General features: G+C 34.9%; 23 protein-coding genes. 16 read left to right on the top strand and 7 right to left on the bottom strand.

Annotated features, from left to right (window positions below):
• Nucleotides 1-7 precede the first annotated feature (7 nt).
• Together H611_RS0104320 and H611_RS0104315 are read left to right on the top strand one after the other, a co-directional pair.
• Complete coding sequence (locus H611_RS0104320; protein WP_027137198.1) at nt 8-1,783, top strand: peptide MFS transporter; 1,776 nt, start codon at nt 8-10, stop codon at nt 1,781-1,783.
• A gap of 88 nt (nt 1,784-1,871) precedes the next feature.
• Nucleotides 1,872-2,417, top strand: coding sequence for a thioredoxin family protein (locus H611_RS0104315; RefSeq protein WP_027137197.1), 546 nt, complete (start codon nt 1,872-1,874; stop codon nt 2,415-2,417).
• A 7-nt stretch (nt 2,418-2,424) separates the two neighbouring features.
• Here H611_RS0104315 and H611_RS0104310 read toward each other — a convergent pair whose 3' ends face one another.
• Genes H611_RS0104310 through surE form a run of 5 tightly spaced genes read right to left on the bottom strand, consistent with a single transcriptional unit; the run spans nt 2,425 to nt 7,259 of the window.
• The gene (locus H611_RS0104310; protein WP_027137196.1) at nt 2,425-4,467 is read right to left on the bottom strand and encodes a ComEC/Rec2 family competence protein; all 2,043 of its coding nucleotides are present in this window, start codon (nt 4,465-4,467) and stop codon (nt 2,425-2,427) included.
• 21 nt (nt 4,468-4,488) lie between these two features.
• Nucleotides 4,489-5,067 carry a C40 family peptidase gene (locus tag H611_RS0104305; RefSeq protein WP_027137195.1) on the bottom strand — a complete coding sequence of 193 codons (579 nt, stop codon included), beginning with the start codon at nt 5,065-5,067 and terminating at the stop codon, nt 4,489-4,491.
• 2 nt (nt 5,068-5,069) lie between these two features.
• Complete coding sequence (lpxB, locus tag H611_RS0104300; RefSeq protein ID WP_027137194.1) at nt 5,070-6,185, bottom strand: lipid-A-disaccharide synthase; 1,116 nt, start codon at nt 6,183-6,185, stop codon at nt 5,070-5,072.
• Nucleotides 6,186-6,467 carry a hypothetical protein gene (locus tag H611_RS0104295; RefSeq protein WP_027137193.1) on the bottom strand — a complete coding sequence of 94 codons (282 nt, stop codon included), beginning with the start codon at nt 6,465-6,467 and terminating at the stop codon, nt 6,186-6,188. It lies immediately after the preceding gene.
• An 18-nt stretch (nt 6,468-6,485) separates the two neighbouring features.
• Nucleotides 6,486-7,259 (bottom strand): 5'/3'-nucleotidase SurE, encoded by a 774-nt coding sequence (gene surE / locus H611_RS0104290; RefSeq protein ID WP_027137192.1) that lies wholly within the window; start codon nt 7,257-7,259, stop codon nt 6,486-6,488.
• A 172-nt stretch (nt 7,260-7,431) separates the two neighbouring features.
• Here surE and H611_RS0104285 point away from each other — a divergent pair, with 172 nt between their 5' ends.
• Complete coding sequence (locus H611_RS0104285) at nt 7,432-9,573, top strand: carboxy terminal-processing peptidase (protein WP_394330414.1); 2,142 nt, start codon at nt 7,432-7,434, stop codon at nt 9,571-9,573.
• An 8-nt stretch (nt 9,574-9,581) separates the two neighbouring features.
• Nucleotides 9,582-10,679, top strand: a complete 1,098-nt coding sequence (locus H611_RS0104280) for an ABC transporter permease (protein WP_027137190.1) — start codon at nt 9,582-9,584, stop codon at nt 10,677-10,679.
• 21 nt (nt 10,680-10,700) lie between these two features.
• Here the strand turns inward: H611_RS0104280 and yihA are convergent, their stop codons facing one another.
• Together yihA and H611_RS0104270 are read right to left on the bottom strand one after the other, a co-directional pair.
• Entirely contained in the window at nt 10,701-11,312 is a 612-nt protein-coding gene (yihA, locus tag H611_RS0104275; RefSeq protein WP_027137189.1) for a ribosome biogenesis GTP-binding protein YihA/YsxC, read from the bottom strand.
• Nucleotides 11,313-11,386: 74 nt separating this feature from the next.
• Entirely contained in the window at nt 11,387-12,151 is a 765-nt protein-coding gene (locus H611_RS0104270; protein ID WP_027137188.1) for an alpha/beta fold hydrolase, read from the bottom strand.
• A 293-nt stretch (nt 12,152-12,444) separates the two neighbouring features.
• On the opposite strand from H611_RS0104270, the gene mraZ reads away from it, so the two are divergent.
• From mraZ to ftsA, 12 genes are all read left to right on the top strand, one after another.
• Nucleotides 12,445-12,915, top strand: a complete 471-nt coding sequence (gene mraZ / locus H611_RS0104265; protein ID WP_027137187.1) for a division/cell wall cluster transcriptional repressor MraZ — start codon at nt 12,445-12,447, stop codon at nt 12,913-12,915.
• Complete coding sequence (gene rsmH, locus H611_RS0104260; RefSeq protein ID WP_027137186.1) at nt 12,902-13,798, top strand: 16S rRNA (cytosine(1402)-N(4))-methyltransferase RsmH; 897 nt, start codon at nt 12,902-12,904, stop codon at nt 13,796-13,798. Before mraZ ends, rsmH begins: the two co-directional genes overlap by 14 nt.
• Nucleotides 13,799-14,116, top strand: coding sequence for an FtsL-like putative cell division protein (locus tag H611_RS0104255; protein ID WP_027137185.1), 318 nt, complete (start codon nt 13,799-13,801; stop codon nt 14,114-14,116).
• 64 nt (nt 14,117-14,180) lie between these two features.
• Nucleotides 14,181-16,133, top strand: coding sequence for a penicillin-binding protein (locus H611_RS0104250; RefSeq protein ID WP_051238714.1), 1,953 nt, complete (start codon nt 14,181-14,183; stop codon nt 16,131-16,133).
• Entirely contained in the window at nt 16,130-17,593 is a 1,464-nt protein-coding gene (locus H611_RS0104245; RefSeq protein WP_027137183.1) for a UDP-N-acetylmuramoyl-L-alanyl-D-glutamate--2,6-diaminopimelate ligase, read from the top strand. Before H611_RS0104250 ends, H611_RS0104245 begins: the two co-directional genes overlap by 4 nt.
• 21 nt (nt 17,594-17,614) lie before the next feature.
• Nucleotides 17,615-18,856 (top strand): phospho-N-acetylmuramoyl-pentapeptide-transferase, encoded by a 1,242-nt coding sequence (gene mraY / locus H611_RS0104240; RefSeq protein WP_027137182.1) that lies wholly within the window; start codon nt 17,615-17,617, stop codon nt 18,854-18,856.
• Complete coding sequence (gene murD / locus H611_RS0104235; RefSeq protein ID WP_027137181.1) at nt 18,857-20,188, top strand: UDP-N-acetylmuramoyl-L-alanine--D-glutamate ligase; 1,332 nt, start codon at nt 18,857-18,859, stop codon at nt 20,186-20,188.
• Nucleotides 20,189-20,193: 5 nt separating this feature from the next.
• On the top strand, nt 20,194-21,390 hold the full coding sequence (locus H611_RS0104230; RefSeq protein ID WP_027137180.1) for an FtsW/RodA/SpoVE family cell cycle protein: 1,197 nt from the start codon (nt 20,194-20,196) through the stop codon (nt 21,388-21,390).
• Nucleotides 21,391-21,411: 21 nt separating this feature from the next.
• Nucleotides 21,412-22,518 carry an undecaprenyldiphospho-muramoylpentapeptide beta-N-acetylglucosaminyltransferase gene (gene murG, locus H611_RS0104225; protein WP_027137179.1) on the top strand — a complete coding sequence of 369 codons (1,107 nt, stop codon included), beginning with the start codon at nt 21,412-21,414 and terminating at the stop codon, nt 22,516-22,518.
• A 2-nt stretch (nt 22,519-22,520) separates the two neighbouring features.
• The gene (gene murC, locus H611_RS0104220; protein WP_027137178.1) at nt 22,521-23,873 is read left to right on the top strand and encodes a UDP-N-acetylmuramate--L-alanine ligase; all 1,353 of its coding nucleotides are present in this window, start codon (nt 22,521-22,523) and stop codon (nt 23,871-23,873) included.
• 16 nt (nt 23,874-23,889) lie between these two features.
• On the top strand, nt 23,890-24,582 hold the full coding sequence (locus H611_RS0104215) for a cell division protein FtsQ/DivIB (protein WP_316928834.1): 693 nt from the start codon (nt 23,890-23,892) through the stop codon (nt 24,580-24,582).
• A 3-nt stretch (nt 24,583-24,585) separates the two neighbouring features.
• A complete protein-coding gene (gene ftsA / locus H611_RS0104210) occupies nt 24,586-25,905 on the top strand; it encodes a cell division protein FtsA (protein WP_027137176.1) in 1,320 nt (439 codons plus the stop codon).
• Nucleotides 25,906-25,934 lie beyond the last annotated feature (29 nt).

Below are 25,934 nucleotides of genomic sequence, written 5' to 3'. Positions count from 1 at the left end.
ATTTTTTATGACAACAGACGTTGATAATCTTTTTAAGGATAAGGTGTTAGGCCACCCGGCAGGATTGTTTGTATTATTTTTTACTGAAATGTGGGAACGTTTTTCGTTTTATGGAATGCGTGTGCTTTTAGTAAATTTTTTAACTTATGCGGTAGTAGGAGCTAATCCAGGGTGGGGTTGGTCCGCTGAAAATGCAGGAGCCTTGTTTGGTACCTATGCCATGTTACTTTATATTACACCTATATTGGGTGGGATAATTGCCGATAAATTAACCGGATACCGTTGGGCTGTTATTATTGGTTCTATTATCATGGCTTTAGGACATGCTAGTATGGCCATCGAAACTGAATTTTTTCTTTACTTAGGATTAGGTTTGTTAGTTGTGGGTACTGGATTTTTTAAACCTAATATTACTTCGATAATTTCGGAAATGTATAAAACCCATCCAGAGAAAAAGGATGGTGCCTATACTATTTTCTATATGGGAGTAAACGCTGGAGCATTTTTCGGAATGATGCTATGTGGTTATTTAGCTGAGAAAATTGGCTGGTCATATGGTTTTGGTTTGGCTGGAATTTTTATGTTATTAGGAACATTACAGTTTTCGTTTTCAGGTAATTTGTTTGGAAAAATTGGTAAAAAACCAACAAAGGAATATGAGGTTGAAGATGTAATGGATGCCGATGATCATATTGCAGAGCTTAACGAAGAAGCTGAAACTAAAAAGGAAAACCCTTTTACATTATTAGATAAAATATTAATTGTTGTTTGTGCTGTTATTGGTTTGGGCTATGCTATTAATGATCCAATGTCTAAAATTGCTAATTTAGATATGTTTTCTGCCTTTAAAATGGGCGATGTAGAAGGACAATATGTGGCGGTGTTAATAGGTCTGGTCTTATTCTTGTTTTTAGTAATAGGGCGTATTTTAAGATATACGGCAGTGGTACGTGATCGTATGTTGGCCTTTATCATATTCGCATTCTTTACGGTGTTCTTCTGGATGTCTTTTGAGCAAGGGGCTTCGTCATTAGTTCTATTTGCCCGAGATAATGTTGATCGCGTATTAGAAGGTAATTCTGCTTTAACATTTAATGTGATTAATGGGTTGTTAACTGTAATTCCATTATTGATTATTACTTACGTTTTATACGATTTATGGAAGAAGACTTTTAAGAAGATACCTTACTCTAATATTGTATTGGTCGTTTGTTTCTTAGCTATGTGGAGTATCGTAATTTGGATGCTAGTAAGAGAGTTTACGGCCGATGTAAGTGAAATTACCGTATCGTGGTTTAGTATTTTGAATTCCTTCTTTATTATAGTATTTGCTTCTTTGTTCTCTAAATGGTTCGAAAGTAAATATAATCCTTCGGCAGCTGGAAAATATGCCTTAGGATTAATCATCATGGGTGGTGGATTTGGCTTATTAGCATTTGGATCTTACGGTGTGGCTGAAGGAGTTAAAGTGAGTATGATTTGGTTAATATTAGCATATTTATTACATACGTTAGGTGAATTATGTTTGTCACCAGTTGGACTGTCGTACGTGAGTAAATTGGTGCCAGGACGTATGATAGCCCTAATGTTTGGTATGTGGTATTTGGCGATTGCTATTGGAAATAAATTAGCCGCTGTGTTTGGTGGTCAGATTGAGAAAATTACTCAGGAGTATAGTTTATCTACCTTTTTCCTGATTTTTACTATTGTACCTATAGTGTCTGGTCTGTTAATTTTTGGATTAAATCCCGTGTTAAAAAAACTTATGCATGGTGTTCGTTAATCGAAAAAAACATGAAATTATATTTAAAATGCTCCAATTATGGAGCATTTTTTGTAAGTTCGGTATAGGTTTTGCAACTTAGTTTATTATGAAAAAGATAGTTTTCTTATTATTTATTATAGTTTTTACCCACTTAGGTAGTTTTGGGCAGGAAATTAATTGGGTGTCTTTTGAAGAGGCTATAGAGCTTCAAAAGAAAACACCAAAAAAAATTATGATGGACATGTATACCAATTGGTGTGGTCCTTGTAAAATGTTAGATAAGAACACATTTCATAATGAAGATGTTGTCGATTATGTAAATCAAAACTACTATGCCGTAAAGTTTAATGCAGAAGGTGATGGGGAAATAAACTATAAGGGGAAGATCTTTTCAAATCCTTCCTATAAACCCGAATTAGCCAATCGTAGAAATTCTTTACATGAGCTGGCAAGGTATTTTCAGATTCAGGCCTATCCAACCATTGTTTTTTTAGATGAAAAAGGTGAAATGTTGGCACCAATTAAAGGGTATCAAAAACCACAACAATTAGAGTTGTATTTAAAAATGTTTAAGGAAGACGACCATAAATCTATTAAGACACAGGAGGAGTTTAATTCCTATTATTTGGCATTCAAACCGGAATTTCAATAATTTACTTTTAATAGTTTATTATAAAAGCTCCTTTTTCATAAGTGCTATGAAAAGGGAGTTTTTTATTTTTACAAACTATTTTCCATTGCTCTACATACGATTTGTAATTACTTCCATCAGCAATGATGTATTTCGGTTGTATAGAGTCAATTAAACGTTTCAAATTTATTTTGGGTGATTGTCTTAATAAGATGTAATCAGGTTTGAAGGATTTAATATTGTAAGCTCCTAAACTATCAATTACTAAAAGCTTCTTATTGTTTAATAAATAAAAGTCCTTTAAAGAGTTCTTGATGGTGTTATTAATATAGTTGCCAACTTGATAATTTTTAACGGTTTGCGTCATGGTATTTGTAATACAGTCCATTTCAGATGATATGGCGGTTAAATTGTTATTGGTGTTACCTATTAAGCTATGTTTGTTGCTATGAAAAATTACCAATTGATGTTTAGGCTTAATCGCTTGAGTGTAAAGTATCGTAATCTGACAAACAATGATTGATATCAAAAAAGTCTTTAGTCTGGAGTTGTTGTATTTCGTAATTAGTCTGAAGCTAGCTATAATCAAATAGTAGCTCATAATAAGATAATATATATTAAAAGAAATATGCTTGAAAATAAAATGCTCATGTTCGGCGACCCAAGTAATAAATAGGTTCATTCTGTTAATAACGAAACTATAGGTCTCTCCTATAAATGGGGGAAGTAAGTTTAGAATGGTAAGTAAAATGACTAGAATACCAAATCCTAGAATAATACCTAATAATGGTATTATAATGAGGTTTGAAATAAAAAATAAACTTGGAAATTGGTGAAAATAATAAAGGCTTAAAGGAAGGATGCCAAGTTGAGCAGACATGGTAACTGTTAGAGTGTGCCATAACTTTTTAGTGATTAAGTGTTTTGGTGACCAGATTTTATTTAAATGTGGGTCGATAGCGACTATAGCATATACAGCTGCATAACTAAGTTGAAAGCCTACATCAAATAGAAACATAGGCTTAAACAATAAAATTACAAATATACTAATGGCTAAGGTATTGTAAATATTAGTAGGTCGTTTTAGGTTTAAAGCTATGGTTACAATACTGAACATGGTTACGGCTCGTGTAACAGATGCAGATAAACCTGCAACAATAGCAAATAGCCATAGAGTAATAATTAAGAGAATAGTTTTCAATTGTCTACCATATTTAAACCGTTCTATGGGCTGTAATATGAAATTGAGAATGATTAAAATAATTCCAACATGAAGGCCAGAGACTGCTAGTATGTGAATCGCTCCGGCATTTTTGTAATTTTCATATAGCGATTCACTTATGTCAGTCCGTTCACCAAGAAATAGTGCTTTGATTACACCGAGTTCATCATTTGAAAAATTCTGTTTACTAAGCTTGGAACTTATGTGATTTCTAATAGAATTAGCAAATCCTAAAATGGATGAAGAAGAATGCTCTATTTTATATAATTCCTTTCTTTCTAAAATTAATTGATGATAAATATATCGTTTCTTTAAATAGGATTTATAATCAAACTGGTTAGGGTTTAAAGGAGTTTGTATTGGTTTAATTGGTGTTTTGCTAAAAAGGATGTCGTCTACCTGAAGTAACGGTTTTAGACTATCTATTTTAATATGAAGTAAAAGTTTTCCCGATACTGGCTGGCCTTTTAGTTCAAGCAGGTCTACAACATATTTCTGATAGTATTTGTTTGGCTTAAGTGCTTCACGGATTTTAAAAGAGATGGGATAGAGAGAATCAGGTTCTACTATAGGTATGACTGTTGTATAATGATTTTTAAAATTTTTCTGATTGTGTAAATTACTGGTCAGAATTCCAATAGAAATCATAGTAGTGAGGCTTAGAATTCCAAACCATATGCTTTTAGTAAATTTCTTTTTTGCCAGAAAGTATGAAATAGTAAGTTTAATAATCAAGAACAGTGTGCCAATAATACTATAGGTGTAATCAATTGGAATAAAAAAAGCAATGATAATTCCAATAATGAAGCAAAAGCACAATTTAATTATTGCAAAATTGAGTAATTTCATATACCCAATAAATATACAAAACTATAATATTCTTCTTACCTCTATGTATGCTTTTTCCCAGTAATTTTCTGAAAGCTTAGAAATAATTACACCGCTGCTTGATGTAGCATGTATAAATTTTATATCGCTATTAGTATCTATAACTAATCCAACATGGTTAATGGTATTACGCCGATTTCTGGTTTTAAAGAATAATAAATCGCCTTCCTGAACCTTTTTTAAGGTAATTTTTTCACCAATTTTAGCCATATCCCGGGATATGCGAGGTAAAATGATATCATGGGCTTTAAAAGATTCAAAAACTAATCCTGAACAATCCATTCCTGATTTCGTGGTGCCGCCCCATTTGTATTTTACCCCTTCAAATTGTAAAGCATAGTCTGCAATACTTCTGGCTTTGGACTCAGAAATGGGTTCGGTTTTTATGGCCTCATTAGAAACAAAGGAATTGACTGTTGAATCTATCTTCGACATGTCTTTTTGCAAAGATTCGCTTTCAGTAACTTCCTTAGAATTAGAAGCTTTTTCAATATGTTGTTTCGAAGATTTACAGGCTGTAAAACTAAAAAGTAGAACAATAAATATACCTATAAACTTCATTTTTATGAATCCTGTAATGCGTTAAATATTAGTTTAGCAGCTTTCTCACTGGCTCCTTTACCTCCAAGTTTCTTTTCTAATTCGTTATAATTTAAGAAAATCTTTTTTCGCTCTTCTTCATTGAGAATAAGGTCCAGTTCTTCTTTAAGGCGTTTTTTGTTAAAATCGTTTTGGATAAGTTCGGTGACGACCTCTTTATCCATAATTAAATTTACCAAAGAAATAAATCTTAAAGTAATAATACGCTTAGCAATATGGTAGGAAATAGCACTTCCTTTATAACAAACAACCTGAGGTACTTTAAAGAGAGCTGTTTCTAAAGTGGCTGTGCCTGAAGTTACCAGGGCGGCAGTCGAGATGCTTAGTAAATCATATGTTTTGTTTTCTATAAAGGTTACGTTCTCAGATTTTATAAAGGATGCATAAAAATTATAATCTTGACTCGGGGCACCTGCAATTACGAATTGATAGTCGGGATAATCTTCTACTAAACTTAACATTACCGAGAGCATGTTTTTTATTTCCTGTTTGCGACTTCCGGGTAGTAATGCAATAATTGGTTTATCGTTTAAAAGGTGTTTTTTTCTAAACTCAAATTCATCTAATAAAGGTCGGTCGGAAATGGCATCTATAAGTGGATGTCCGACAAAGTTAACCTTATAGTCGTATTTTTTGTAGAAATCTTCAACAAAAGGAAGGATAACATACATGGCATCGATATCGCGTTTAATAGCTTTTACACGACTGGCACGAGAAGCCCAAACTTGAGGGGAAATATAATAATTGGTTCTAAAGCCTTCTTGTTTGGCCCATTTCGCTATGCGTAAATTGAAACCCGAATTATCAATAAAAATAATAACATCTGGTTGAAATTGGGCAATGTCTTGTTTGCAAAATGCAATGTCTTTATAAATGGCTTTAATATTCATGAGTACTTCTATAAAGCCCATGAAAGCTCGCTCTTTATAGTGTTTTACTAAGGTGCCACCAACGGCGACCATGAGGTCGCCTCCCCAAAATCTAAATTCGGCATTGACATCTTCCTTTTGCAAAGCTTTCATGAGGTTGGAACCGTGTAAATCACCCGAAGCTTCACCCGAAATTATATAATATCTCATTTAAAAGAGTTTAAAAACGAAAGTAAATACAGCAATAAAAACTGTAATTAATAATACCCCTCTAGCGCGATAATCTTGTCGCTTTTTTATAAATACAAAAAATGCTCCTAGATTTAAAATAGCGCCAAGGCTAATTAGTTTGCCTAAAAAGCCTTCTTTTGAAGCTGCCATAATTACAGTGGTGAAATCGTCGCCCCGCCCCAATAAAGTTGCCGCAAAATACAGTCCGATACAGTTTGCAATCAGACCAACCAAAACGCCAATTAAAATGTCTTTTTTCATTAATGATTTATTTCTTACTTATTTTAAATTCCAGGTGTTTAAATTTTGTATAAAATGATGTGCTGTCAGGTCGAATTGTACAGGAACTACCGAAACATATCCATTTTCTAAAGCCCATTCATCGGTATCTTCACCTCCATCTAAATTAACAAATTTACCAGTTAGCCAGTAATATTCTCTGCCTTGTGGACTTTTACGTTTATCAAATTCTTCAACCCAATTCGCCTTGGCTTGACGGCAAATTTTTATTCCTTTAATTTTATTTTTATCAAGATCTGGTATGTTCACGTTTAACACTACTCCATTGGGTAATCCATGTTTTAAAACATTTTCTGTAATGGTTTTAACAAACGATTTTGTAGCTTCAAAATTGGCACTCCACTTGTAATTTAATAAGGAAAAACCAATGGCGGGGATACCTTCAATTCCGGCTTCGATTGCCGCGCTCATGGTTCCGGAATAAATAACATTTATAGATGAATTTGAGCCATGATTAATTCCTGAAACACACAAGTCGGGTTTGCGTTTTAATTTTTCTCGAATAGCAAGCTTAACACAATCCGCAGGTGTACCCGAACAACTGTATTCTTCTTGTAAACTGCCGTTTGCAGAAACCTGCTCAACATATAAGGTAGAGTCGAGAGTGATTGCATGTCCCATAGCACTTTGAGGACTATCGGGAGCCACCACCACCACATCACCAAGGGTCTTCATGATATCTATAAGTGTTCGAATTCCTGGTGCATTAATGCCATCGTCATTGGTAACTAAAATAAGTGGTTTCTCTTTCATTTAATTTCTTGAAATTCTCTCGCTAAAATACATAATTTCATTAGGAAATATGGTAATTCTTCAGTTTAACAAAAAATTAGTAGCGAATGTTAATTGTTGGCATGGATTTTTCTTTATTTTAGTAGATTCATGATGAGCTTTTAAGAGCTGTGGATCTAAAATGATGAAAAAAATGATGAAAAAGAATTATAAGTTTTTACTACTTACCATATTATTGGCATTTGCTTCATGTAGTTTTACTACAAAAAAATTCAGTAATCCAGACAAGGATAAGCTATTAATACAGGTGGTGACTTTTGTGTTAGAACAAGGGCATTATGACCCCGTTAATTTTGATAACGAGTTTTCCGAAGCATTTTTTAATAATTATATCGAAATTATCGATCCGGTAAAGCGATACTTTTATCAATCAGATTTAAAAGAATTTGAAAAGTTTAAGTTTAGTTTGGATGAACAAATAAAAACTTCAGATATTACATTTTTTAATCTGGTTCATGAACGTATTTTAAAGCGCATAGCAGAAGGTAAGGCGATTTATAAAGAAATTTTATCGAAACCTTTCGATTATTCTAGGGAAGAATCTTTCGACACAGACTATGATAAGATTGATTATGTGTCTAGCAAGTCTGAAATGAAGGAGCGTTGGAGACAACAATTAAAGTTTTCTACACTTACAAATTATGATGATCTTTTTGAGCAAGAAAAAAACGCTAAGGAAAAAGATGCGTCTTATGTAATGAAAACGGAAGCTGAGATTGAAAAAGAAGCACGTGAGTCTACCATGAAATCATTAGATATTTATTTTAACGATAATATTGATGACCTACGCCGTGAAGATTGGTTTGCTATTTATGTGAACACGATGGTTGAAGAATTCGATCCGCATACCTATTATCTGGCTCCTAAAAATAAAGAGGATTTCGATGAGCGTATGTCTGGTAAATTAGAAGGTATTGGAGCTCGTCTTCAGAAACGTATGGACTACATAAAGGTTATTGAATTAATCTCTGGTGGTCCGGCCTGGAGGGGTAACGAGCTGGAAGTGGAAGATTTGATTCTTAAAGTAAAGCAAGAGGATGAGGATTACCCGGTTAATATTGTAGGTATGCGTATTAATGATGCTATAAAATATATAAAAGGTCCAAAGGGAAGTAAGGTAACCTTAACGGTTAAAAAAGTAGATGGAACTATTAAAGATATTACTATTGTTCGTGATGTAATAGAAATTTCTGAAACTTATGCTAAGTCATCGCTTATAAAAAAGGATGGCAGAACGTTCGGGGTAATTAACTTGCCATCATTTTATGTCGATTTTCAAGATTATAAGAACATAAATGCAGCAAAGGATGTAAAAGCAGAAATTGAACATCTTAAAGCCGATGGTATGAAAGGTCTTATTTTAGATTTACGTAATAATGGAGGAGGATCCTTGCCAACGGTTGTTGAAATGGCAGGACTTTTTATAAAGGACGGCCCTGTAGTTCAAGTGCGTTCCACAGGTAAAACAAAAGAAGTTTTAAGAGATCGAAACGCTTCCATTTCATGGGATGGCCCTTTGGTTGTGTTAGTTAACGAAATATCGGCATCGGCATCGGAAATTATGGCCGCTGCTATGCAAGATTATAAACGTGCCATTATAATTGGAGGAAAGCAGACTTATGGTAAAGGAACCGTGCAAAATGTGATTAATCTAAATAATATGCTTCGTAACAATACAACGGGCGATTTAGGTGCTTTAGCCTTAACAACACAGAAGTATTACCGAATTAATGGAGGTTCTGTTCAGTTGGAAGGTGTAAAAAGTGATATTATGTTACCGGGTCGCTTTAGTTTTATTGATGTTGGTGAGAAAGATAAACCCAATCCATTGCCTTATGATGAAATAGATCCTGCTGATTACACGCCTTGGGATGGGTACTTCGATTATGATAAAATTGTAAAGAAAAGTGAAGATCGCATAAGTAATAATGAACAGATTAAGCTTATGGAAGATAATGGGAAATGGTTAAAGCAACAGATAGATAATACGGCTGTGCCATTAGGGTATCAAGATTATAAATCTTTTTTAGAGTTGAATGATATGGAGGCGAAACAATTTGAGGTGCTTTCAAATTATAAAAACGACTTAACCTTCGATTCTACACAATATGAAAAATCGCTATTCGAACAGGATACAACCGATTTAAAAGAAAAACGTGTTCGTTGGCATGAAAACTTGGCTAAAGATGTTTATGTGGAAGAAGCTGTAAATGTATTAGAAGATATTCAAATGGCTTATCCTATTAAAAAGGTGGCTGCCTCTGTGAAAAACTAAATATATTTATGAGTCGAAAATTAAACTCATTAAAACAATTGGCGCTCCAAAAGTTTAAAAAGAACTTTTGGGGCGTTTTTAGTTTCTGGTTTATTATTTTAATAGGGTTGGTGTCTGTGTTTGCCTATGTTTTTGCTCCGGATAATTCTCAATATGCAAATCAAATGCATTTGGCTATACATTCTAAGAAGCCAGGTTTTACTGTTACTATGCTTACTGTGCCTTCTGAGAAATTAGTAGAACAAGGGGCTTTTAGTAAAATGTTTTTTGGTGATAAAAATACTTTCTCTGAAATTGCTATTTCGAATTATTCTGTCGAAAATGGTGAGTTAAAATATCAGGAGTATGCTTCAGATGGTTTAGAAGGTGTTCAGAAAACAATAAGTTTAGATGCTTTTCCAAATGGAAAGGTTGAAACGTATATTTCAGTAAGAACTTTTTATTTTGGAACTGATAAATACGGTAGAGACTTACTAAGTCGTGTTTTAGTGGGAGCTAGGATTTCGTTTTTTATTGGCTTCATTGCTGTGTTTATATCCTTAGTTATAGGAGTTTTTATGGGAAGTGTAGCCGGTTATTTTGGAGGTAAGGTTGATGCTATTATCATGTGGGTAATTAATGTGACTTGGTCTATACCAACTTTATTGTTAGTAATTGCTATTACGTTGGCTTTAGGAAAGGGATTTTGGCAAGTGTTTATAGCTGTTGGATTAACTATGTGGGTTGAGGTAGCCAGAGTAGTAAGAGGGCAGATAATTAGTGCTAAAGAAATGCAGTATGTTACTGCTGCCCGGGCATTAGGTTTTTCGGACTTTAGGATTGTTACTAAGCATATTTTACCCAATATTATGGCACCAGTTATTGTAATATCAGCAGCGAATTTTGCGGCGGCTATTTTAATTGAAAGCGGACTTAGTTTTTTGGGTATTGGAGCGCAACCTCCAATGGCTAGTTGGGGTGCCATGATAAAAGATCATTATAATTATATTATTCTCGGGAAACCTTATTTAGCGGTTATCCCTGGACTTTGTATAATGAGTTTGGTAATGGCTTTTATGCTAATCGGCAACGCACTTCGCGATGCTTTAGACGTAAAAGGGGAGTAGCTTTTAAGGGGTGTATTGTTATTAAAAAGTCTCTTGTTGCATATTGTCATTTAGCTGCTCGATATAGTCTAATACGTCATCTTTACCAATGTCTTTTGAAGATGAGGTGACAAAATAATTTGGCATGGCTTCCCAGAATTCTAAAAGTACTGCTTCGTATTCTGCAATATGTCTTTCGATGGCCTTCGGTTTTAGTTTGTCGGCTTTTGTAAATATAATAGAAAAAGGAATGTCATGTTCTCCTAGCCACTGCATGAATTCTAAATCAATAGGTTGTGGTTTATGGCGAATATCTACAAGTACAAATGCGGTTACTAATTGTTCTCGTAGGCTAAAATATTGTGTAATAAATTTTTGGAAAGTTTTTTTGGCACTTTTCGAAACACGGGCGTAACCATATCCAGGCAAATCAACTAAATGCCAGTTTTTGTTAATTAAAAAGTGATTGATAAGTTGTGTTTTCCCGGGGCGTCCTGAAGTTTTAGCTAAGCTTTTTCTACTTGTTAGCATATTAATTAACGACGATTTTCCGACATTACTTCTGCCAATAAATGCATATTCGGGTAGCATGCTTTTCGGACATTTTGCTACGTCGGAATTACTCATTACGAATTCAGCAGATTTAATTTTCATAGGTCATTAACCTCAGGAGTTGGAGGTGTGTTAATTTAATTTTTTGAATGTTTATGTTTCGTCGTTGAGCTTTTTTATAACTCACGTTTTGTTAGCCAATCTGCTAATATTTTGTTGAATAGTTCAGGGTGTTCCATCATGGCAGCGTGTCCACATTTATCAATCCAAAATAATTCTGAATCGGGTAGGAGTGCATTAAATTCTTCGGCTACTTCTGGAGGTGTTACTGTGTCGTTTTTTCCCCAGATGATGCAAGTGGGTGTTTCCATTTTTGGTAAATCTTTAGACATGTTATGCCTAATGGCACTTTTTGCAATGGCTAAGGTCTTAATTAGTTTATTGCGATCGTTCACGGTTTCGTAAACTTCGTCAACGATTTCCTTTGTTGCTACCGCAGGATCGTAAAATACATCTTCCGCTTTTTTCTTGATAACATTGTAATCGCTACGTTTGGTGTAGCCGCTTCCCATGGCGCTTTCGTAAAGCCCTGAACTTCCTGTTATTACGAGTGCTTTAATTTTTTCAGGATAGTGCTTGGTGTGATATAAACCAATATGACCACCTAAAGAATTGCCTAATAAAATCGCTTCTTCATATCCTTTAAATTCTATAAATTCATGCAAATATTTAGCGAAGCTTTTTACATTGGTTTTAAGTAAAGACATGTCGTAAATTGGTAGTTCTGGTATGACTACCTTATATCCATTTTGGCTAAAGTGTTTTGTTACAGAATCAAAATTGCTTAATCCACCCATTAAGCCATGTAGAACAATAATTGGGGTGCCTTCTCCAGCTTCAATGTAGCTGTAATCCTTCTCTTTTTTTAAACGATGCGTCATTAATCAAATAAGTCGTTACTAAAAAACAAATATAGTTATTTCGTGCATATTATAACTATTTTAATTAATTCACAAGCATAAAACTTGTAATTATAGATGTTAATAATTTTGGTGTTGTTAAATAGTTGTCTGTAATGTGTTGATACTAAGCAGAGCGCGTGTTTTGGTGATTTAAAGTATTGAACTTTTGTTGTTTTATCGAAAATTTATCAACAAAGTGGTATAAAGTGGTAAAATGTGGTAAAATTTTCAATATATTTGAAAAACAAACAATTAACCACTAAAAATCTGCATTGGACTTATTAACAGGTACATATGATTGTAAAGTTGATGCTAAAGGTCGGCTAATGATGCCTGCTATGCTGAAAAAACAGCTTTCTCCAGTCCTGCAGGACGGGTTTGTGTTGCGTCGTTCGGTTTTTCAAAAGTGTTTAGAATTGTATCCTATGGCTGAGTGGCAAGTGCTTATGGGAAAAATGAATAAACTAAATCGATTTAAGAAAAAGAACAACGATTTTATCCGTCGGTTTACAGCAGGAGTGAAGCTTGTGGAGGTTGATGCGAATGGCAGATTGCTAATTCCAAAAGATTTAACGGTGTTTGCTAATATATCCAAAGATATTGTGGTGGCTTCGGCTATTAATATCATTGAGATTTGGGATAAAGATTTGTATGAAAAGGCTATTGATGATGCAGCCGATGATTTTGCTGAATTAGCTGAAGAAGTAATGGGACAAGACGACGAAGAGTATGGAATATCATAATCCGGTATTATTAAAAGAAACAGTTGATGGATTAAATATTAATCCTGATGGTGTTTATGTGGATGTCACTTTTGGCGGAGGTGGACATAGTCGTGAGATTTTAAGTCGTTTAAATGAGAAAGGTAAATTGTATTCATTCGATCAAGATCAGGATGCTTTAAAAAATGCTATAGATGATGAGCGTTTTACTTTGATTCATGAGAATTTTAGATATATAAAGCGATTTTTAAGATTTCATGGCGTAAAAGTGGTTGATGGTATTCTTGGTGATTTTGGTGTGTCGTCACATCAGTTCGATGTGGCCGAGCGTGGATTTTCAACCCGTTTTGAAGCTGATTTAGATATGCGAATGAATCAACAAAATCAATTATCGGCTTACCATGTGGTTAATGAATATGATGAAGAGCAGTTGCGGCAAGTGTTTGCGCAGTATGGAGAATTACGTGCGGCTCCAGCAATGGCTAGGCTCATTATTGAGAGTCGTGAAGATAAACCAATTGTGACTAGCGAGGAACTAAAAACAGTGTTAAAAAAGTTCTTGTCGCCAAGACATGAAAATAAAATACTAGCACAAATTTATCAGGCCATTCGAATAGAGGTTAATCAGGAGATAGAAGTGTTAAAGGAGTTTTTAATGCAGACGCCTGAGTTGTTGAGTAAAGGGGGGCGATTAAGTTTGATTTCTTATCATTCTCTCGAAGATCGTTTAGTGAAGCGTTTTATTAGAAATGGTTTATTTGAAGGGGAACCGGAGCGCGATATGTATGGAAATTTTGAAGTGCCATTTAAAAAGGTAAACGGATTAATTGTGCCAACAAAAGAAGAAATAAAAATTAATAGCCGGGCGCGTAGTGCTAAATTAAGAGTGGCGGAAAAATTATAAATGAAAACAAAAATTTATAAAATATTAAAAGGTACTTTTTTAGTAAGTGATGACTCCTTTAAAAACTGGAGATTTATCATTTATGTTTCTTTGCTGGCTGTAGTGATGATTGCGAGTTCTCATAGTGCAGATAAAAAGGTATACGAGATTGCGCGTTTGAAAAATGAAGTAAGTGAAATGCGATCTGCTTTTATAGATGGTCGATCCAAGCTCATGAAAATGAAAATGGAATCGGTAATCGTTAATAATATGAAGGAAAAAGGAATTGCACCTTCCGTAATTCCTCCAAAAAAAATAAAAATTAAATCCCAAAACTAGTTTCTGAACTTTGGCAGTTAAAGAGAAAGACATATTAAACCGATTGTATTTTATAGCAGGATGTATGTTCGTCTTCGGGATGGCTGTGTTGTTTAAGCTGTTTAGTATTCAGTTCTTACAAGGAGATAAATACCGTGCCTTGGCTAACGAGCGCGTAATTAAAGATGTGGTAATTCCGGCTAATAGAGGTAATGTGTATTCAGTAAACGGAAATTTGCTGGCAACTTCTGTTCCTAAATACGATATTCGTTTTGATGCCATCACACCAACGTCGGCGCGGTTCGAGAAATATTTAATTCCGTTAAGTGATTCTTTAGCAAGTTATACAGGAAAGTCTTCAAAATATTATCAAAAAGAATTACGTCGGGCGCGAGCTAATAAAAACCGATATTACCTGTTGGCTCGTAATATTGGTTATTCTGGGTATATGCGATTAAGGAATTTTCCTTTGTTAAATCTAGGGGCTTTTAAAGGCGGTTTAATTGTAGAGCAAAAAACAAAGCGCGAACATCCAATGGGAGGTATCGCGCAACGTTCTATTGGATATGAACGTTTTGATGAAGATGGTAATGTAACACGAGCGGGTATCGACGGAGCCTTTGGTGTTAAATATTTACGTGGTTCGGATGGGCATCGTAGAAAGCAAAAAATAGGAAAAGGTCAATGGAAACCTTTAAGTGATGCAAATGAAATAGAACCTAAAGATGGGTACGATGTTTATACAACTATAGATGTGAATATTCAGGATATTGCACATCATGCTTTATTGAAACAACTTGAAGAGTATGAAGCAGATCACGGTTGTGTGGTGGTGATGGAAGCTAAAACCGGAGAGGTTAGGGCAATTTCGAACTTGGGTAGAAACGATAATGGACATTATTATGAACGTTTGAATTATGCTGTAGGTGAAGCCATCGAGCCTGGTTCAACATTTAAAGTCATGGCTTTAATGGCTGCTTTAGAAGATAAAGTGGTTGATACATCTACTGTAATTGATACTAAATTAGGATATAAACAATTTTATGGTAGAGGGATTTATGATACTCACGGACATGGTAAAATTTCTGCAGCCAGAACTTTAGAAGTGTCTTCTAATATAGGATTGGCTACTATTGTTGATCAGGGATATGCTAAAAATCCTAGAAAGTTTATAGCTCATCTTCAGGACTGGGGTCTAGATAAACCTTTAGGACTGCCAATATTAGGAGAGGGAGAGCCTGTAATTCCGCAGCCGGGAGATAAGATATGGAGTAAAAATGCCCTGCCGTCTTTGGCTTATGGATACAATTTAAAATTAACACCATTACAAACGTTAACGTTTTATAATGCGATTGCGAATAATGGGGTAATAGTAAAACCAAGATTTATAAAAGAAGTAAAGGAGTTGGGGAAAGTGGTGGAATCTTTTGATAAGGTTGCCAGTGATGAAAAAATATGTTCAGAAAAGACCTTGAAGGAAATACAAGATATTTTGAAGCATGTGGTTGAGCGTGGAACAGGACGTTCATTATATTCACCTTATTTTTCAATGGCGGGTAAAACAGGTACAGCTCAAACGGAATACTGGATGAAAGATTGGAAAGATAATAAACGCTATATCTCATCTTTTGCAGGGTATTTTCCAGCCGATAACCCTAAATATTCTTGTATTGTGGTTATTCATAAGCCAAGTGTGAAAAAAGGGTATTATGGGGCTGATGTTACAGGGCCGGTATTTAAAAGAATTGCTCAGAAAATACATACTGATACTCCAATTGTAGATGAGGTGGAGGCTTTAGATGTTAAAGTTGCTTCAGTGGAATCTGAATTTGAGAATTATTATAAAACAGCGCAGACTTATAAAACTATCATGCCTAATGTAGTTGGATTACCTGTTATGGATGCTTTAGCATTACTGGAAAATATGCAGGTAGATATTCGCGTCAAGTTAGAAGGAAGTGGTGTGGTGAAGAATCAGTCAGTAAATCATAATCAGAAATTAAAAAATAACCAGATAGTTGTATTAAAAGCTTCATGATTGTATTAAAAGACATATTGTATAAAGTTTCCATTGATGCCGTTGTTGGTAGTACGACTGTGGGTATTAATGCAATACATTTCGACTCTAGAAAAGTTGCAGAGCAAGATGTTTTTGTCGCTATAAAAGGAAGTGCGGCTAATGGGCATGAATACATAGGAAAGGCAATAGAAAAAGGAGCTATAGCAATTATTTGTGAAGATTTACCAGTCGATTTAAAAGAAGGTGTTACCTATGTTCAGGTTGCTGATACTAATAAGGCCTTAGCATTAATGGCTTCAAATTATTATGATACGCCTTCTGAAAATTTAAAGTTGGTTGGAGTAACAGGTACTAATGGAAAAACTACGGTTTCTAGCTTGCTGTATCAGCTCTTTAAAAATGCTGGTTACAAAGTAGGACTGTTGTCAACCGTTAAAATTTTAGTCGATGAGGTTGAATATAAAGCAACTCATACCACACCAGATTCACTGACCATAAATAAGTATTTGGCAGAAATGAATGTGGCTGGTGTTGAGTATTGTTTTATGGAGGTAAGCTCTCATGGTATTCATCAAAAACGTACAGAAGGTTTAACTTTTGCGGGAGGTGTATTTACTAATCTTTCTCACGATCATCTGGATTACCATAATACCTTTCCGGAGTATAGAGATGTTAAGAAAAGCTTTTTCGATAGGTTGCCGAAATCGGCCTTTGCTTTGGTAAATGTGGATGATAAAAATGGTTTGGTAATGTTGCAAAATACTGGGGCCAAAAAAGTGACCTACGCATTAAAGGGCTATGCAGATTACAAAGCTCAGATTTTAGAAAATCAATTTGGAGGCTTGTTGTTAAAGGTTGATGAATCCGAGGTTTGGACTAAGCTAATAGGGAGTTTTAATGCCTATAATGTATTAGCAATTTATGCAACGGCCGAATTGCTGGGGTTAGAAAAAGTTGAGGTGCTACGTTTAATTAGCGACTTAGAAAGTGTAAGTGGACGTTTTCAATATATGGTGTCTGGAAGTAATATTACGGCTATTGTTGATTATGCGCATACACCGGATGCCTTAAAAAATGTTTTAGAAACCATTAATAATATTCGAACTAAAAACGAAGAGTTAATTACTGTTGTTGGTTGTGGAGGTGATCGTGATAAGACAAAGCGACCTAAAATGGGACATATAGCTTCACAGTTAAGTACTAAAGTTATTTTTACAAATGATAATCCTAGAAGTGAAGCACCTGAAACTATTTTAGAAGAGATTGAAAAAGGGGTAGAGCCTCAAAATTATAAAAAGACCTTAACGATTCAAGATCGCGCTCAAGCTATTAAAACGGCTTGTCAATTGGCACAGCCAAACGACATTATTTTAATTGCGGGTAAAGGTCATGAAACTTATCAAGAGATTAATGGCAAGCGTTTTGATTTTGATGATTTTAAATTAGTAAACCAAATTTTAACAGAGTTACAGAAGTAACTTAAATAGTAGAGATAAAACATGCTGTATTACCTATTTGAATATTTAGAAACACAATTCCAGTTGCCTGGGGCGTCCCTTTTTGGGTTTTTAACCTTTAGGGCGGCATTGGCTATGATATTCTCATTGTTAATATCTACTATTTACGGAAAGCGCATTATTCGTTTTTTACAAAAACAACAAGTAGGTGAAACAGTTCGTGATTTAGGGCTTCAAGGACAAAGCGAAAAGGCAGGAACACCAACTATGGGTGGAATTATTATCATTCTTGCAACTTTAATACCAGTTTTTTTATTAGCGAAACTAGATAATATCTATATCATCCTATTAGTAATTACCACAATTTGGATGGGGATTATAGGTTTTATAGATGATTATATTAAGAAATTTAAACAGGACAAGGAAGGTTTAAAAGGACGTTTTAAAATTTTGGGTCAGATTGGGTTAGGGCTTATTGTAGGTGCTACGCTTTATTTTCATCAGGAAGTTACTATAAAAGAAAAATTACCAATTGAAGAACAACAAGTATTACTTGCTGAGAATCCGAATGTATCTCCAACTAAATTTTTTAGTGAAGAGGCGAAGTCTACTAAAACGACTATCCCATTCATGAAAGGGAATGAGTTTGATTATGCCGATTTGATTACGTGGATTAGCCCGAAATTGGAAAAATATGCATGGATAATATTTATAGTTGTAACCATATTTATAATTACAGCGGTTTCAAATGGAGCTAACCTTACAGATGGAATAGATGGATTAGCGGCAGGAACCTCTGCTATCATTGTGCTTACTTTGGGTATTTTCGCCTGGGTGTCTGGTAATATTATATTTTCGGAATACTTAAACATAATGTATATCCCTAGAGTTGAAGAAATTACTATTTACATAGCAGCTTTTGTTGGCGCATTGATAGGGTTTTTATGGTATAATACGTTTCCGGCTCAAGTGTTTATGGGTGATACAGGAAGTTTGACCATTGGTGGAATTATTGCGGTAATAGCCATTGCTGTTAGAAAGGAATGGTTGATTCCAGTATTGTGTGGCATCTTTTTAGCAGAAAATTTATCGGTAGTTATGCAGGTAAGTTGGTTTAAGTATACCAAAAAGAAATATGGTGAAGGTCGTCGCATTTTTAAGATGTCGCCTTTACATCATCATTATCAAAAAATAGGATATCATGAAAGTAAAATTGTAACTCGATTTTGGATTGTGGGCATATTGTTAGCGATTGTTTCTATAGTAACCTTAAAGATTAGATAAGTGAAACGATTGGTAGTGCTTGGTGGAGGAGAAAGTGGTGTGGGTACAGCATTGTTAGCAAAAGCAAAAGGCTTCGAGGTTTTTGTGTCAGATAAGGGGAGAATTAACGAAAAATATAAACAAGTTCTTGTAAATAATGAGATTGAATGGGAAGATGAAAGGCATACCGAATCAAAGATTTTAAATGCTGATATCGTCATGAAAAGCCCGGGTATACCAGGAAATGTTAGTTTGGTAAGTAAATTAATTGCAGCTAATATTCCAGTGGTTTCCGAAATTGAATTCGCGTCAAAATATACAGATGCAGTAATTGTAGGAATCACAGGAAGTAATGGTAAGACAACTACGGCAACCTTAACGCATCATATATTAAAGGAGGTGTTAAATGTTGGGTTGGCAGGCAATATTGGCGATAGTTTTGCAAAACAGGTGTTAGAGCATGGTTATGAAAATTATGTGCTGGAGATAAGTAGTTTTCAGTTGGATGATATTGTAGATTTTAAACCGCATATAGCTGTCATCACAAATATTAGCCCAGATCATTTGGATAGGTATGACTATAAGTTTGAAAATTATATCGCTTCTAAATTTCGGATAGCGATGAATCAAACTAAAGATGATTATTTAATATATGATGCAGACGATGAGGTGTTAACAGGTTGGTTGAAGGAACATCCGGTTCAGTCTACTTTGTTACCATTTTCACTTGATAAAACATTTGAAAATGGAGCTTATTTAAAAAATGAAAATATGATAGTATCAATAACCAATAATGAGATAATTATGCCAACAAAAAATCTTGCATTAGAAGGTAAACATAATATTAAAAATGCTATGGCGGCTTCTACAGTGTCACATTTGTTAAAAATTAGAAAGCAGACTATTCGTGAGAGTTTGGAAAATTTTCAAGCCGTAGAACATCGTTTAGAGCAGGTTCTTAAAATTAATAAAGTACAGTATATCAATGATTCAAAAGCAACCAATGTCAATGCGACTTATTACGCTTTAGAAAGTATGGATGCGCCTACAATTTGGATTGTTGGAGGAGTCGATAAAGGAAATAATTATGAGGAGCTTTATGCTTTTGTAAATGAAAAAGTAAAAGCTATCATTTGTTTGGGTGTTGATAATGAAAAGCTGTTAGATGCTTTTGGAGGCATGGTAGATGTGATTAGTGAAACTCAGTCTATGAGTGAGGCTGTAAAGATGGCTTACAAATTAGCGGAGAGTGGAGATAATGTTTTATTGTCACCAGCTTGTGCGAGTTTCGATTTGTTTGAAAACTATGAAGATCGCGGCCGTCAATTTAAAGAGGCAGTAAGAAATTTATAAATTGAATGCAAGCATTATTTAAAAACATAAAAGGAGATCGTTTAATATGGGCAATTGCGGCTTTGTTGGCAATTTTGTCGTTTCTGCCTGTGTATAGCGCTTCTAGTAATCTAGCTTATAAAGGGGGGAGTGCTAATACTTTTGGTTTCTTTATCAAGCACTTTATGCATTTGTTTTTAGGTTTTGCAATTATGTATGGCGTACATAAAATACCGTACCGTTATTTTAAAGGTCTGTCATTATTTATGATGCCGGTGGTGTTGGTGTTGCTAGTAATAACTATGTTGCAGGGGACAACAATTGATGGAGCGAATGCCAGTCGTTGGATTCAAATTCCAATAGTGGGGATGTCTTTTCAGACATCTACGTTCGCATATGTGGTTCTTATGGTCTATGTGTCTCGCTATATGTCAAAAATAAAGGATGAAGTCATCACCTTTAAAGATTCAATACTGCCCTTGTGGCTACCAGTGTTTTTAGTATTAGTTTTAATATTACCGGCAAACTTTTCAACAACAGCCATTATGTTCTTAATGGTATTGATGTTAGTGTTTTTAGGAGGGTATCCTATACGATACTTGGTTTTGATAGTGGGTTCCGGAGTGTTGATGTTGGGTATGTTTGTTTTAGTGGCTAAAGCATTTCCAGATGCTATGCCAAATCGTGTAGATACTTGGATAAGTAGAGTTGAAAATTTCGCGAACCCAGAAGATACTGCGGCAGATTATCAAATTGAAAAAGCTAAAATTGCTATTGCAACGGGTGGTATTCAAGGCGTGGGGCCAGGGAAAAGTATTCAGAAAAATTTCTTGCCACAATCATCCTCCGATTTTATTTTTGCCATCATTATTGAAGAATATGGGTTGATAGGTGGCTTGTTTATTATGATTTTGTATATGTGGTTGTTATTCAGAATAGTAATAGTGTCACAAAAATCAGATACAGTATTTGGTAAACTGTTAGTGCTTGGTGTTGGCTTGCCAATTGTATTTCAGGCATTGATAAATATGGCGGTTGCAGTTGAATTATTTCCGGTTACAGGGCAAACTTTGCCATTAATAAGTAGTGGGGGGACATCTATTTGGATGACTTGCATGGCAGTTGGAATTATTTTAAGTGTAAGCGCAAAACGAGAAGAACTTAAAGAACAGGAAGAAACAGAAGAAGAGAGTCCTTTAGAAATTCTATCGGAAACTATTTAAAGATATTATATAAGAGAACTGGTGAGTAAGAAAAACGGAGCATATAAAATTATCTTATCTGGCGGAGGAACAGGTGGTCATATCTACCCAGCTATTGCTATAGCTAATGAAATGCAATCTCGTTTTCCAGATGCCGAAATTTTGTTTGTTGGGGCTAAAGATAGAATGGAGATGGAAAAAGTACCGCAGGCCGGTTATGAAATTAAAGGACTGTGGATTTCCGGGGTGCAACGCCAATTAACTCTGAAAAATCTCATGTTTCCATTTAAACTCTTAAGTAGTTTATGGAATGCTCGCAAAATTATTAAGTCGTTTAAACCAGATGTGGTTATTGGTACAGGTGGTTTTGCTAGTGGCCCATTGTTATATATGGCCGAAATTAATGGCATACCTAGTTTAATTCAGGAGCAGAATTCGTACCCAGGAATTACCAATAAATTATTGGCTAAAAAAACACAAAAGATTTGTGTGGCTTATGATGATTTGGACCGATTTTTTCCTAAAGATAAAATTATAAAAACTGGAAATCCGGTTCGCAAAGGATTATTGGATATTGAAGATAAAACTGTTGCAGCTAAGAATTTTTTCAATCTAAAACATGGAAAATATACTCTTCTGGTTTTAGGTGGGAGTTTAGGGGCAAGGCGTATAAACGAACTTATAGAGAAAGAATTAGATTTCTTAGACACACAGAATGTTCAAGTTATTTGGCAGTGTGGAAAGTTGTATTATCAACAATATAAAATTTATAATAATATCAAGAATGTTCAGGTTTGTGAGTTTTTAAACAATATGGATTTGGCTTATGCAGCGGCAGATATTGTCATTTCTCGTGCTGGAGCCAGCTCGGTTTCGGAATTATGTATTGTAGGAAAACCAGTAATTTTTATTCCATCGCCAAATGTGGCTGAAGATCATCAGACAAAAAATGCGATGGCGGTTGTAAATAAGGATGCAGCTTTAATTATTAGAGAAGATGAATTGGATGTAGATTTTGAGAATAAATTTTCTAGTCTTATAGCTTCACCTGAAAGGCAAAAGGAATTAGGAACAAACATAAAAAAAATGGCATTGGTTAATGCTACAAAGGATATAGCAGATGAGGTTGAAAAACTTCTAAAAGCATAAAAATGAAATTAGATAAAATACATAACATCTATTTTATTGGCATCGGCGGAATAGGCATGAGTGCTTTGGCAAGATATTTTGTAGCCAAAGGGAAATGTGTTGGTGGCTATGATAAAACACCTTCCGATATTACGAAGGCTTTAAATGCTTTAGGTGTTAAGATTCATTTTGAGGATGCTATAAACAATATTGATGATTCCTTTTTTAATAAGGAAACAACTTTGATTGTTTACACGCCCGCCGTTCCTAAGGGGCATGCCGAATTAGACTATTTTAAATCGGAAGGGTATCAAGTGTTAAAACGTTCGCAACTTTTAGGTTTAATCACAGAAAACACCTTTTGTTTAGCTGTAGCTGGTACCCACGGTAAGACAACTACAACAAGTATTCTGGGACATTTATTGAAGGTTTGTAATGTTCCGGTAACGGCATTTTTAGGTGGTATTAGTGAAAATTACGATTCTAATTTAATTATAAATGGTACGGAAGTTTCGGTAGTGGAAGCTGATGAGTTCGATAGATCGTTTTTAACGTTATCACCAAATTTAGCAGGTGTTACCTCGATGGATGCCGATCATTTAGATATTTATGGTGAAGCTTCGGAGTTAATAAAATCATTTGAAGACTTTACAAAAAAAATCAAACCTAAAGGTAAGCTGTTTGTAAAGAATGGGTTGCCTCTTTCAGGTATAACTTATGGTATAGAAGATGATTCAGATTATACCATTCAAAATATAAAAATAGAAAACGGAACGTATGTTTTCGATGTGCAAACGCCGAAAGCTGTTCTTAAAAATATTCACTTTAACCTACCTGGTAGACATAATTTGTCGAACGCATTATTAGCCTTGGCGATGGCTGTAGAGTATGGTTGCCCTCACCAGCAGCTCGCCAATGCTTTAGCGTCTTATAAAGGGGTTAAGCGTCGTTTTACCTATCATATAAAAACCAATGAGTTGGTATTTATAGATGACTATGCACATCACCCAGAAGAAATTAATGCCGTACATCAGGCCGTTAGGGAAATGTATCCGGATAAGAAGGTATTGGCTGTTTTTCAGCCGCATCTTTATAGTAGAACTCGAGATTTTGCAGATGAGTTTGCTAATAGTTTGGCTCAATTCGATGAGTTACTTCTCTTAGATATTTATCCGGCCAGAGAATTGCCTATTGAAGGGGTGACATCTCAGTGGCTACTTGAAAAAATTAATAATGAACATAAACGCCTAGTTAATAAGTCTAACCTGTTAATAGAATTGCGTAAAAGTAGTGCAGAAGTGATTCTTACTATTGGAGCGGGAGACATAGGTGAAGAAGTAAAACATATAAAAAAGGAATTTAGTCTTGCGAATTAACTGGCATTACATAAAGATGATTGTTCTAACACTTGTGGTAGTGTTTTTGTATGCCTTTGCATCAAAAAGAAATTCGGCTAGGTTGTTGCCAGAACCTAAAATTGAATTTGTAGGTGAAAACAATTTATTTATTACTAATGAGGCTGTTAGTAAATTGTTAATACAAAATTTTAAAGCCTCTAAAAATGTAGCTAAAGAAACTTTAGATTTGAATAAGTTAGAGACTGCCCTGAATTCTAATCCATTAATAAAATCTGCTGAGGTGTATCTTACTGTGGATGGGACACTAAATGCAGAAATTGAACAGAAAACACCAATTGCAAGAGTAAGTACCAATGCGTCTTATTACATTGATGCCGACGGTTATTATATGCCGTTATCTTCAAATTATTCGGCCAGAGTACCCTTGGTTACCGGTTATGTAGAAAAAAATAAGTTAAAGAACATCTATACTGTTGCTAAAAAAGTTAGAGATGACGACTTCTTAAAAAAGCACGTTATCGAAATACACCAAAGTCGTGATGACGTGTTGTATTTAAAACTTAGGCAGTGCCAATTTTTAGTGCAGTTAGGAGATGTTTCTTTATTAAATAAAAAGGTGAATAATTTAAAAGCTTTTTATCAGAAGAATTTAAAAGATAAAACGCTTGATAAATATAGTAAAGTCAATTTACAGTTTGACAACCAAGTAGTATGTACCAAAATATAAGCGATGGAGCATAATATAGCAGTAGGATTAGATATAGGAACCACAAAAATCGTGGCCATGATTGGCCGAAAGAACGAGTACGGTAAAGTTGAAATTTTAGGAATTGGCAAATCTAAAAGTTTGGGCGTTCACCGTGGTGTTGTTAATAATATAACACAAACTATTCAATCTATTCAACAGGCCGTACAAGAAGCAGAGGCCGCTGCCGATATGAAAATCGACGGCGTTACCGTTGGAATAGCAGGTCAGCATATTCGTAGTTTGCAACACAGCGATTATATTACAAGATCAAATTCAGAAACGGTTATAGACGAAGATGATATCGATCGCTTAATTAATCAGGTACATAAACTGGTGATGCTTCCAGGAGAAGAAATTATTCATGTGTTGCCTCAGGAATATAAGGTAGATGGGCAAGCAGAAATTAAAGAACCTATTGGGATGTATGGAGGGCGTTTAGAAGCTAATTTCCATGTAGTTGTTGGTCAGGTGTCATCCATTCGAAATATTGGTCGTTGTGTAAAAAGTGCAGGTCTTGAATTAGAGGGCATCACATTAGAGCCTTTAGCATCGGCAAATGCTGTGTTAAGTCAGGAAGAAAAGGAAGCAGGTGTTGCATTAATCGATATAGGTGGTGGAACAACTGACTTAGCCATATTTAGAGACGGTATCATTCGTCATACAGCGGTAATTCCTTTTGGAGGCAATGTTATTAGTGAAGATATAAAGGAAGGTTGTTCAATTATTGAAAAGCAAGCCGAATTATTAAAAATCAAGTTCGGATCAGCTTGGCCGGGAGAGAATAAAGACAACGAAATTGTTTCTATTCCTGGATTAAGAGGACGTGAGCCAAAAGAGATAACGCTTAAGAATTTATCGAAGATAATTCATGCACGTGTTGTTGAAATTATCGAACAGGTGTACGTTGAAATTAAAAACTACGGACACGAAGAACAAAAGAAAAAATTAATCGCAGGCATTGTTTTAACAGGAGGCGGAAGTCAGCTAAAACATTTAAAGCAATTAGTAGAGTATATCACTGGAATGGATACCAGAATTGGTTACCCTAATGAGCATTTGGCAGGTGATAGTGATGAAGATATTACCAGTCCTTTATATGCAACCGCTGTAGGTTTGGTACTTGACGGTTTAAAGCGTCAGGAACGTAAAAAAGTAGAATTGCAGGAAGAAGCCGAACCTGAAATAACAAACGATCAGGACACACCTGTAGAAGAACCAGAACCAGAAAGACCTAAAGAACGACGTTCATTTTTAGATAAGTTAACGGAACGCGTAAAAGATTTTTTAGATAACGCAGAATAGTGATTATCATTTAACGAAATATAAAAGTA

Origin of the sequence: Gaetbulibacter saemankumensis DSM 17032 (assembly GCF_000425645.1) — a bacterium.
Classification (GTDB): domain Bacteria; phylum Bacteroidota; class Bacteroidia; order Flavobacteriales; family Flavobacteriaceae; genus Gaetbulibacter; species Gaetbulibacter saemankumensis.
The sequence above is the reverse complement of the archived record's forward strand: the minus strand, read 5'-3'. Positions and strand labels throughout refer to the sequence as shown.

Coding starts and splice junctions, on each gene's coding strand:
- rsmH (WP_027137186.1), top strand. CDS start 12,902: ATGGAATATCATAATCCGGTATTATTAAAAGAAACAGTTGATGGATTA.
- H611_RS0104305 (WP_027137195.1), bottom strand. CDS start 5,067: ATGAAGTTTATAGGTATATTTATTGTTCTACTTTTTAGTTTTACAGCC.
- ftsA (WP_027137176.1), top strand. CDS start 24,586: ATGGAGCATAATATAGCAGTAGGATTAGATATAGGAACCACAAAAATC.
- H611_RS0104280 (WP_027137190.1), top strand. CDS start 9,582: ATGAGTCGAAAATTAAACTCATTAAAACAATTGGCGCTCCAAAAGTTT.
- H611_RS0104245 (WP_027137183.1), top strand. CDS start 16,130: ATGATTGTATTAAAAGACATATTGTATAAAGTTTCCATTGATGCCGTT.
- H611_RS0104310 (WP_027137196.1), bottom strand. CDS start 4,467: ATGAAATTACTCAATTTTGCAATAATTAAATTGTGCTTTTGCTTCATT.
- H611_RS0104270 (WP_027137188.1), bottom strand. CDS start 12,151: ATGACGCATCGTTTAAAAAAAGAGAAGGATTACAGCTACATTGAAGCT.
- H611_RS0104315 (WP_027137197.1), top strand. CDS start 1,872: ATGAAAAAGATAGTTTTCTTATTATTTATTATAGTTTTTACCCACTTA.
- murC (WP_027137178.1), top strand. CDS start 22,521: ATGAAATTAGATAAAATACATAACATCTATTTTATTGGCATCGGCGGA.
- H611_RS0104285 (WP_394330414.1), top strand. CDS start 7,432: ATGATGAAAAAGAATTATAAGTTTTTACTACTTACCATATTATTGGCA.
- H611_RS0104295 (WP_027137193.1), bottom strand. CDS start 6,467: ATGAAAAAAGACATTTTAATTGGCGTTTTGGTTGGTCTGATTGCAAAC.
- H611_RS0104255 (WP_027137185.1), top strand. CDS start 13,799: ATGAAAACAAAAATTTATAAAATATTAAAAGGTACTTTTTTAGTAAGT.
- mraY (WP_027137182.1), top strand. CDS start 17,615: ATGCTGTATTACCTATTTGAATATTTAGAAACACAATTCCAGTTGCCT.
- surE (WP_027137192.1), bottom strand. CDS start 7,259: ATGAAAGAGAAACCACTTATTTTAGTTACCAATGACGATGGCATTAAT.
- yihA (WP_027137189.1), bottom strand. CDS start 11,312: ATGAAAATTAAATCTGCTGAATTCGTAATGAGTAATTCCGACGTAGCA.
- H611_RS0104215 (WP_316928834.1), top strand. CDS start 23,890: ATGATTGTTCTAACACTTGTGGTAGTGTTTTTGTATGCCTTTGCATCA.
- H611_RS0104230 (WP_027137180.1), top strand. CDS start 20,194: ATGCAAGCATTATTTAAAAACATAAAAGGAGATCGTTTAATATGGGCA.
- H611_RS0104320 (WP_027137198.1), top strand. CDS start 8: ATGACAACAGACGTTGATAATCTTTTTAAGGATAAGGTGTTAGGCCAC.
- lpxB (WP_027137194.1), bottom strand. CDS start 6,185: ATGAGATATTATATAATTTCGGGTGAAGCTTCGGGTGATTTACACGGT.
- H611_RS0104250 (WP_051238714.1), top strand. CDS start 14,181: ATGTTCGTCTTCGGGATGGCTGTGTTGTTTAAGCTGTTTAGTATTCAG.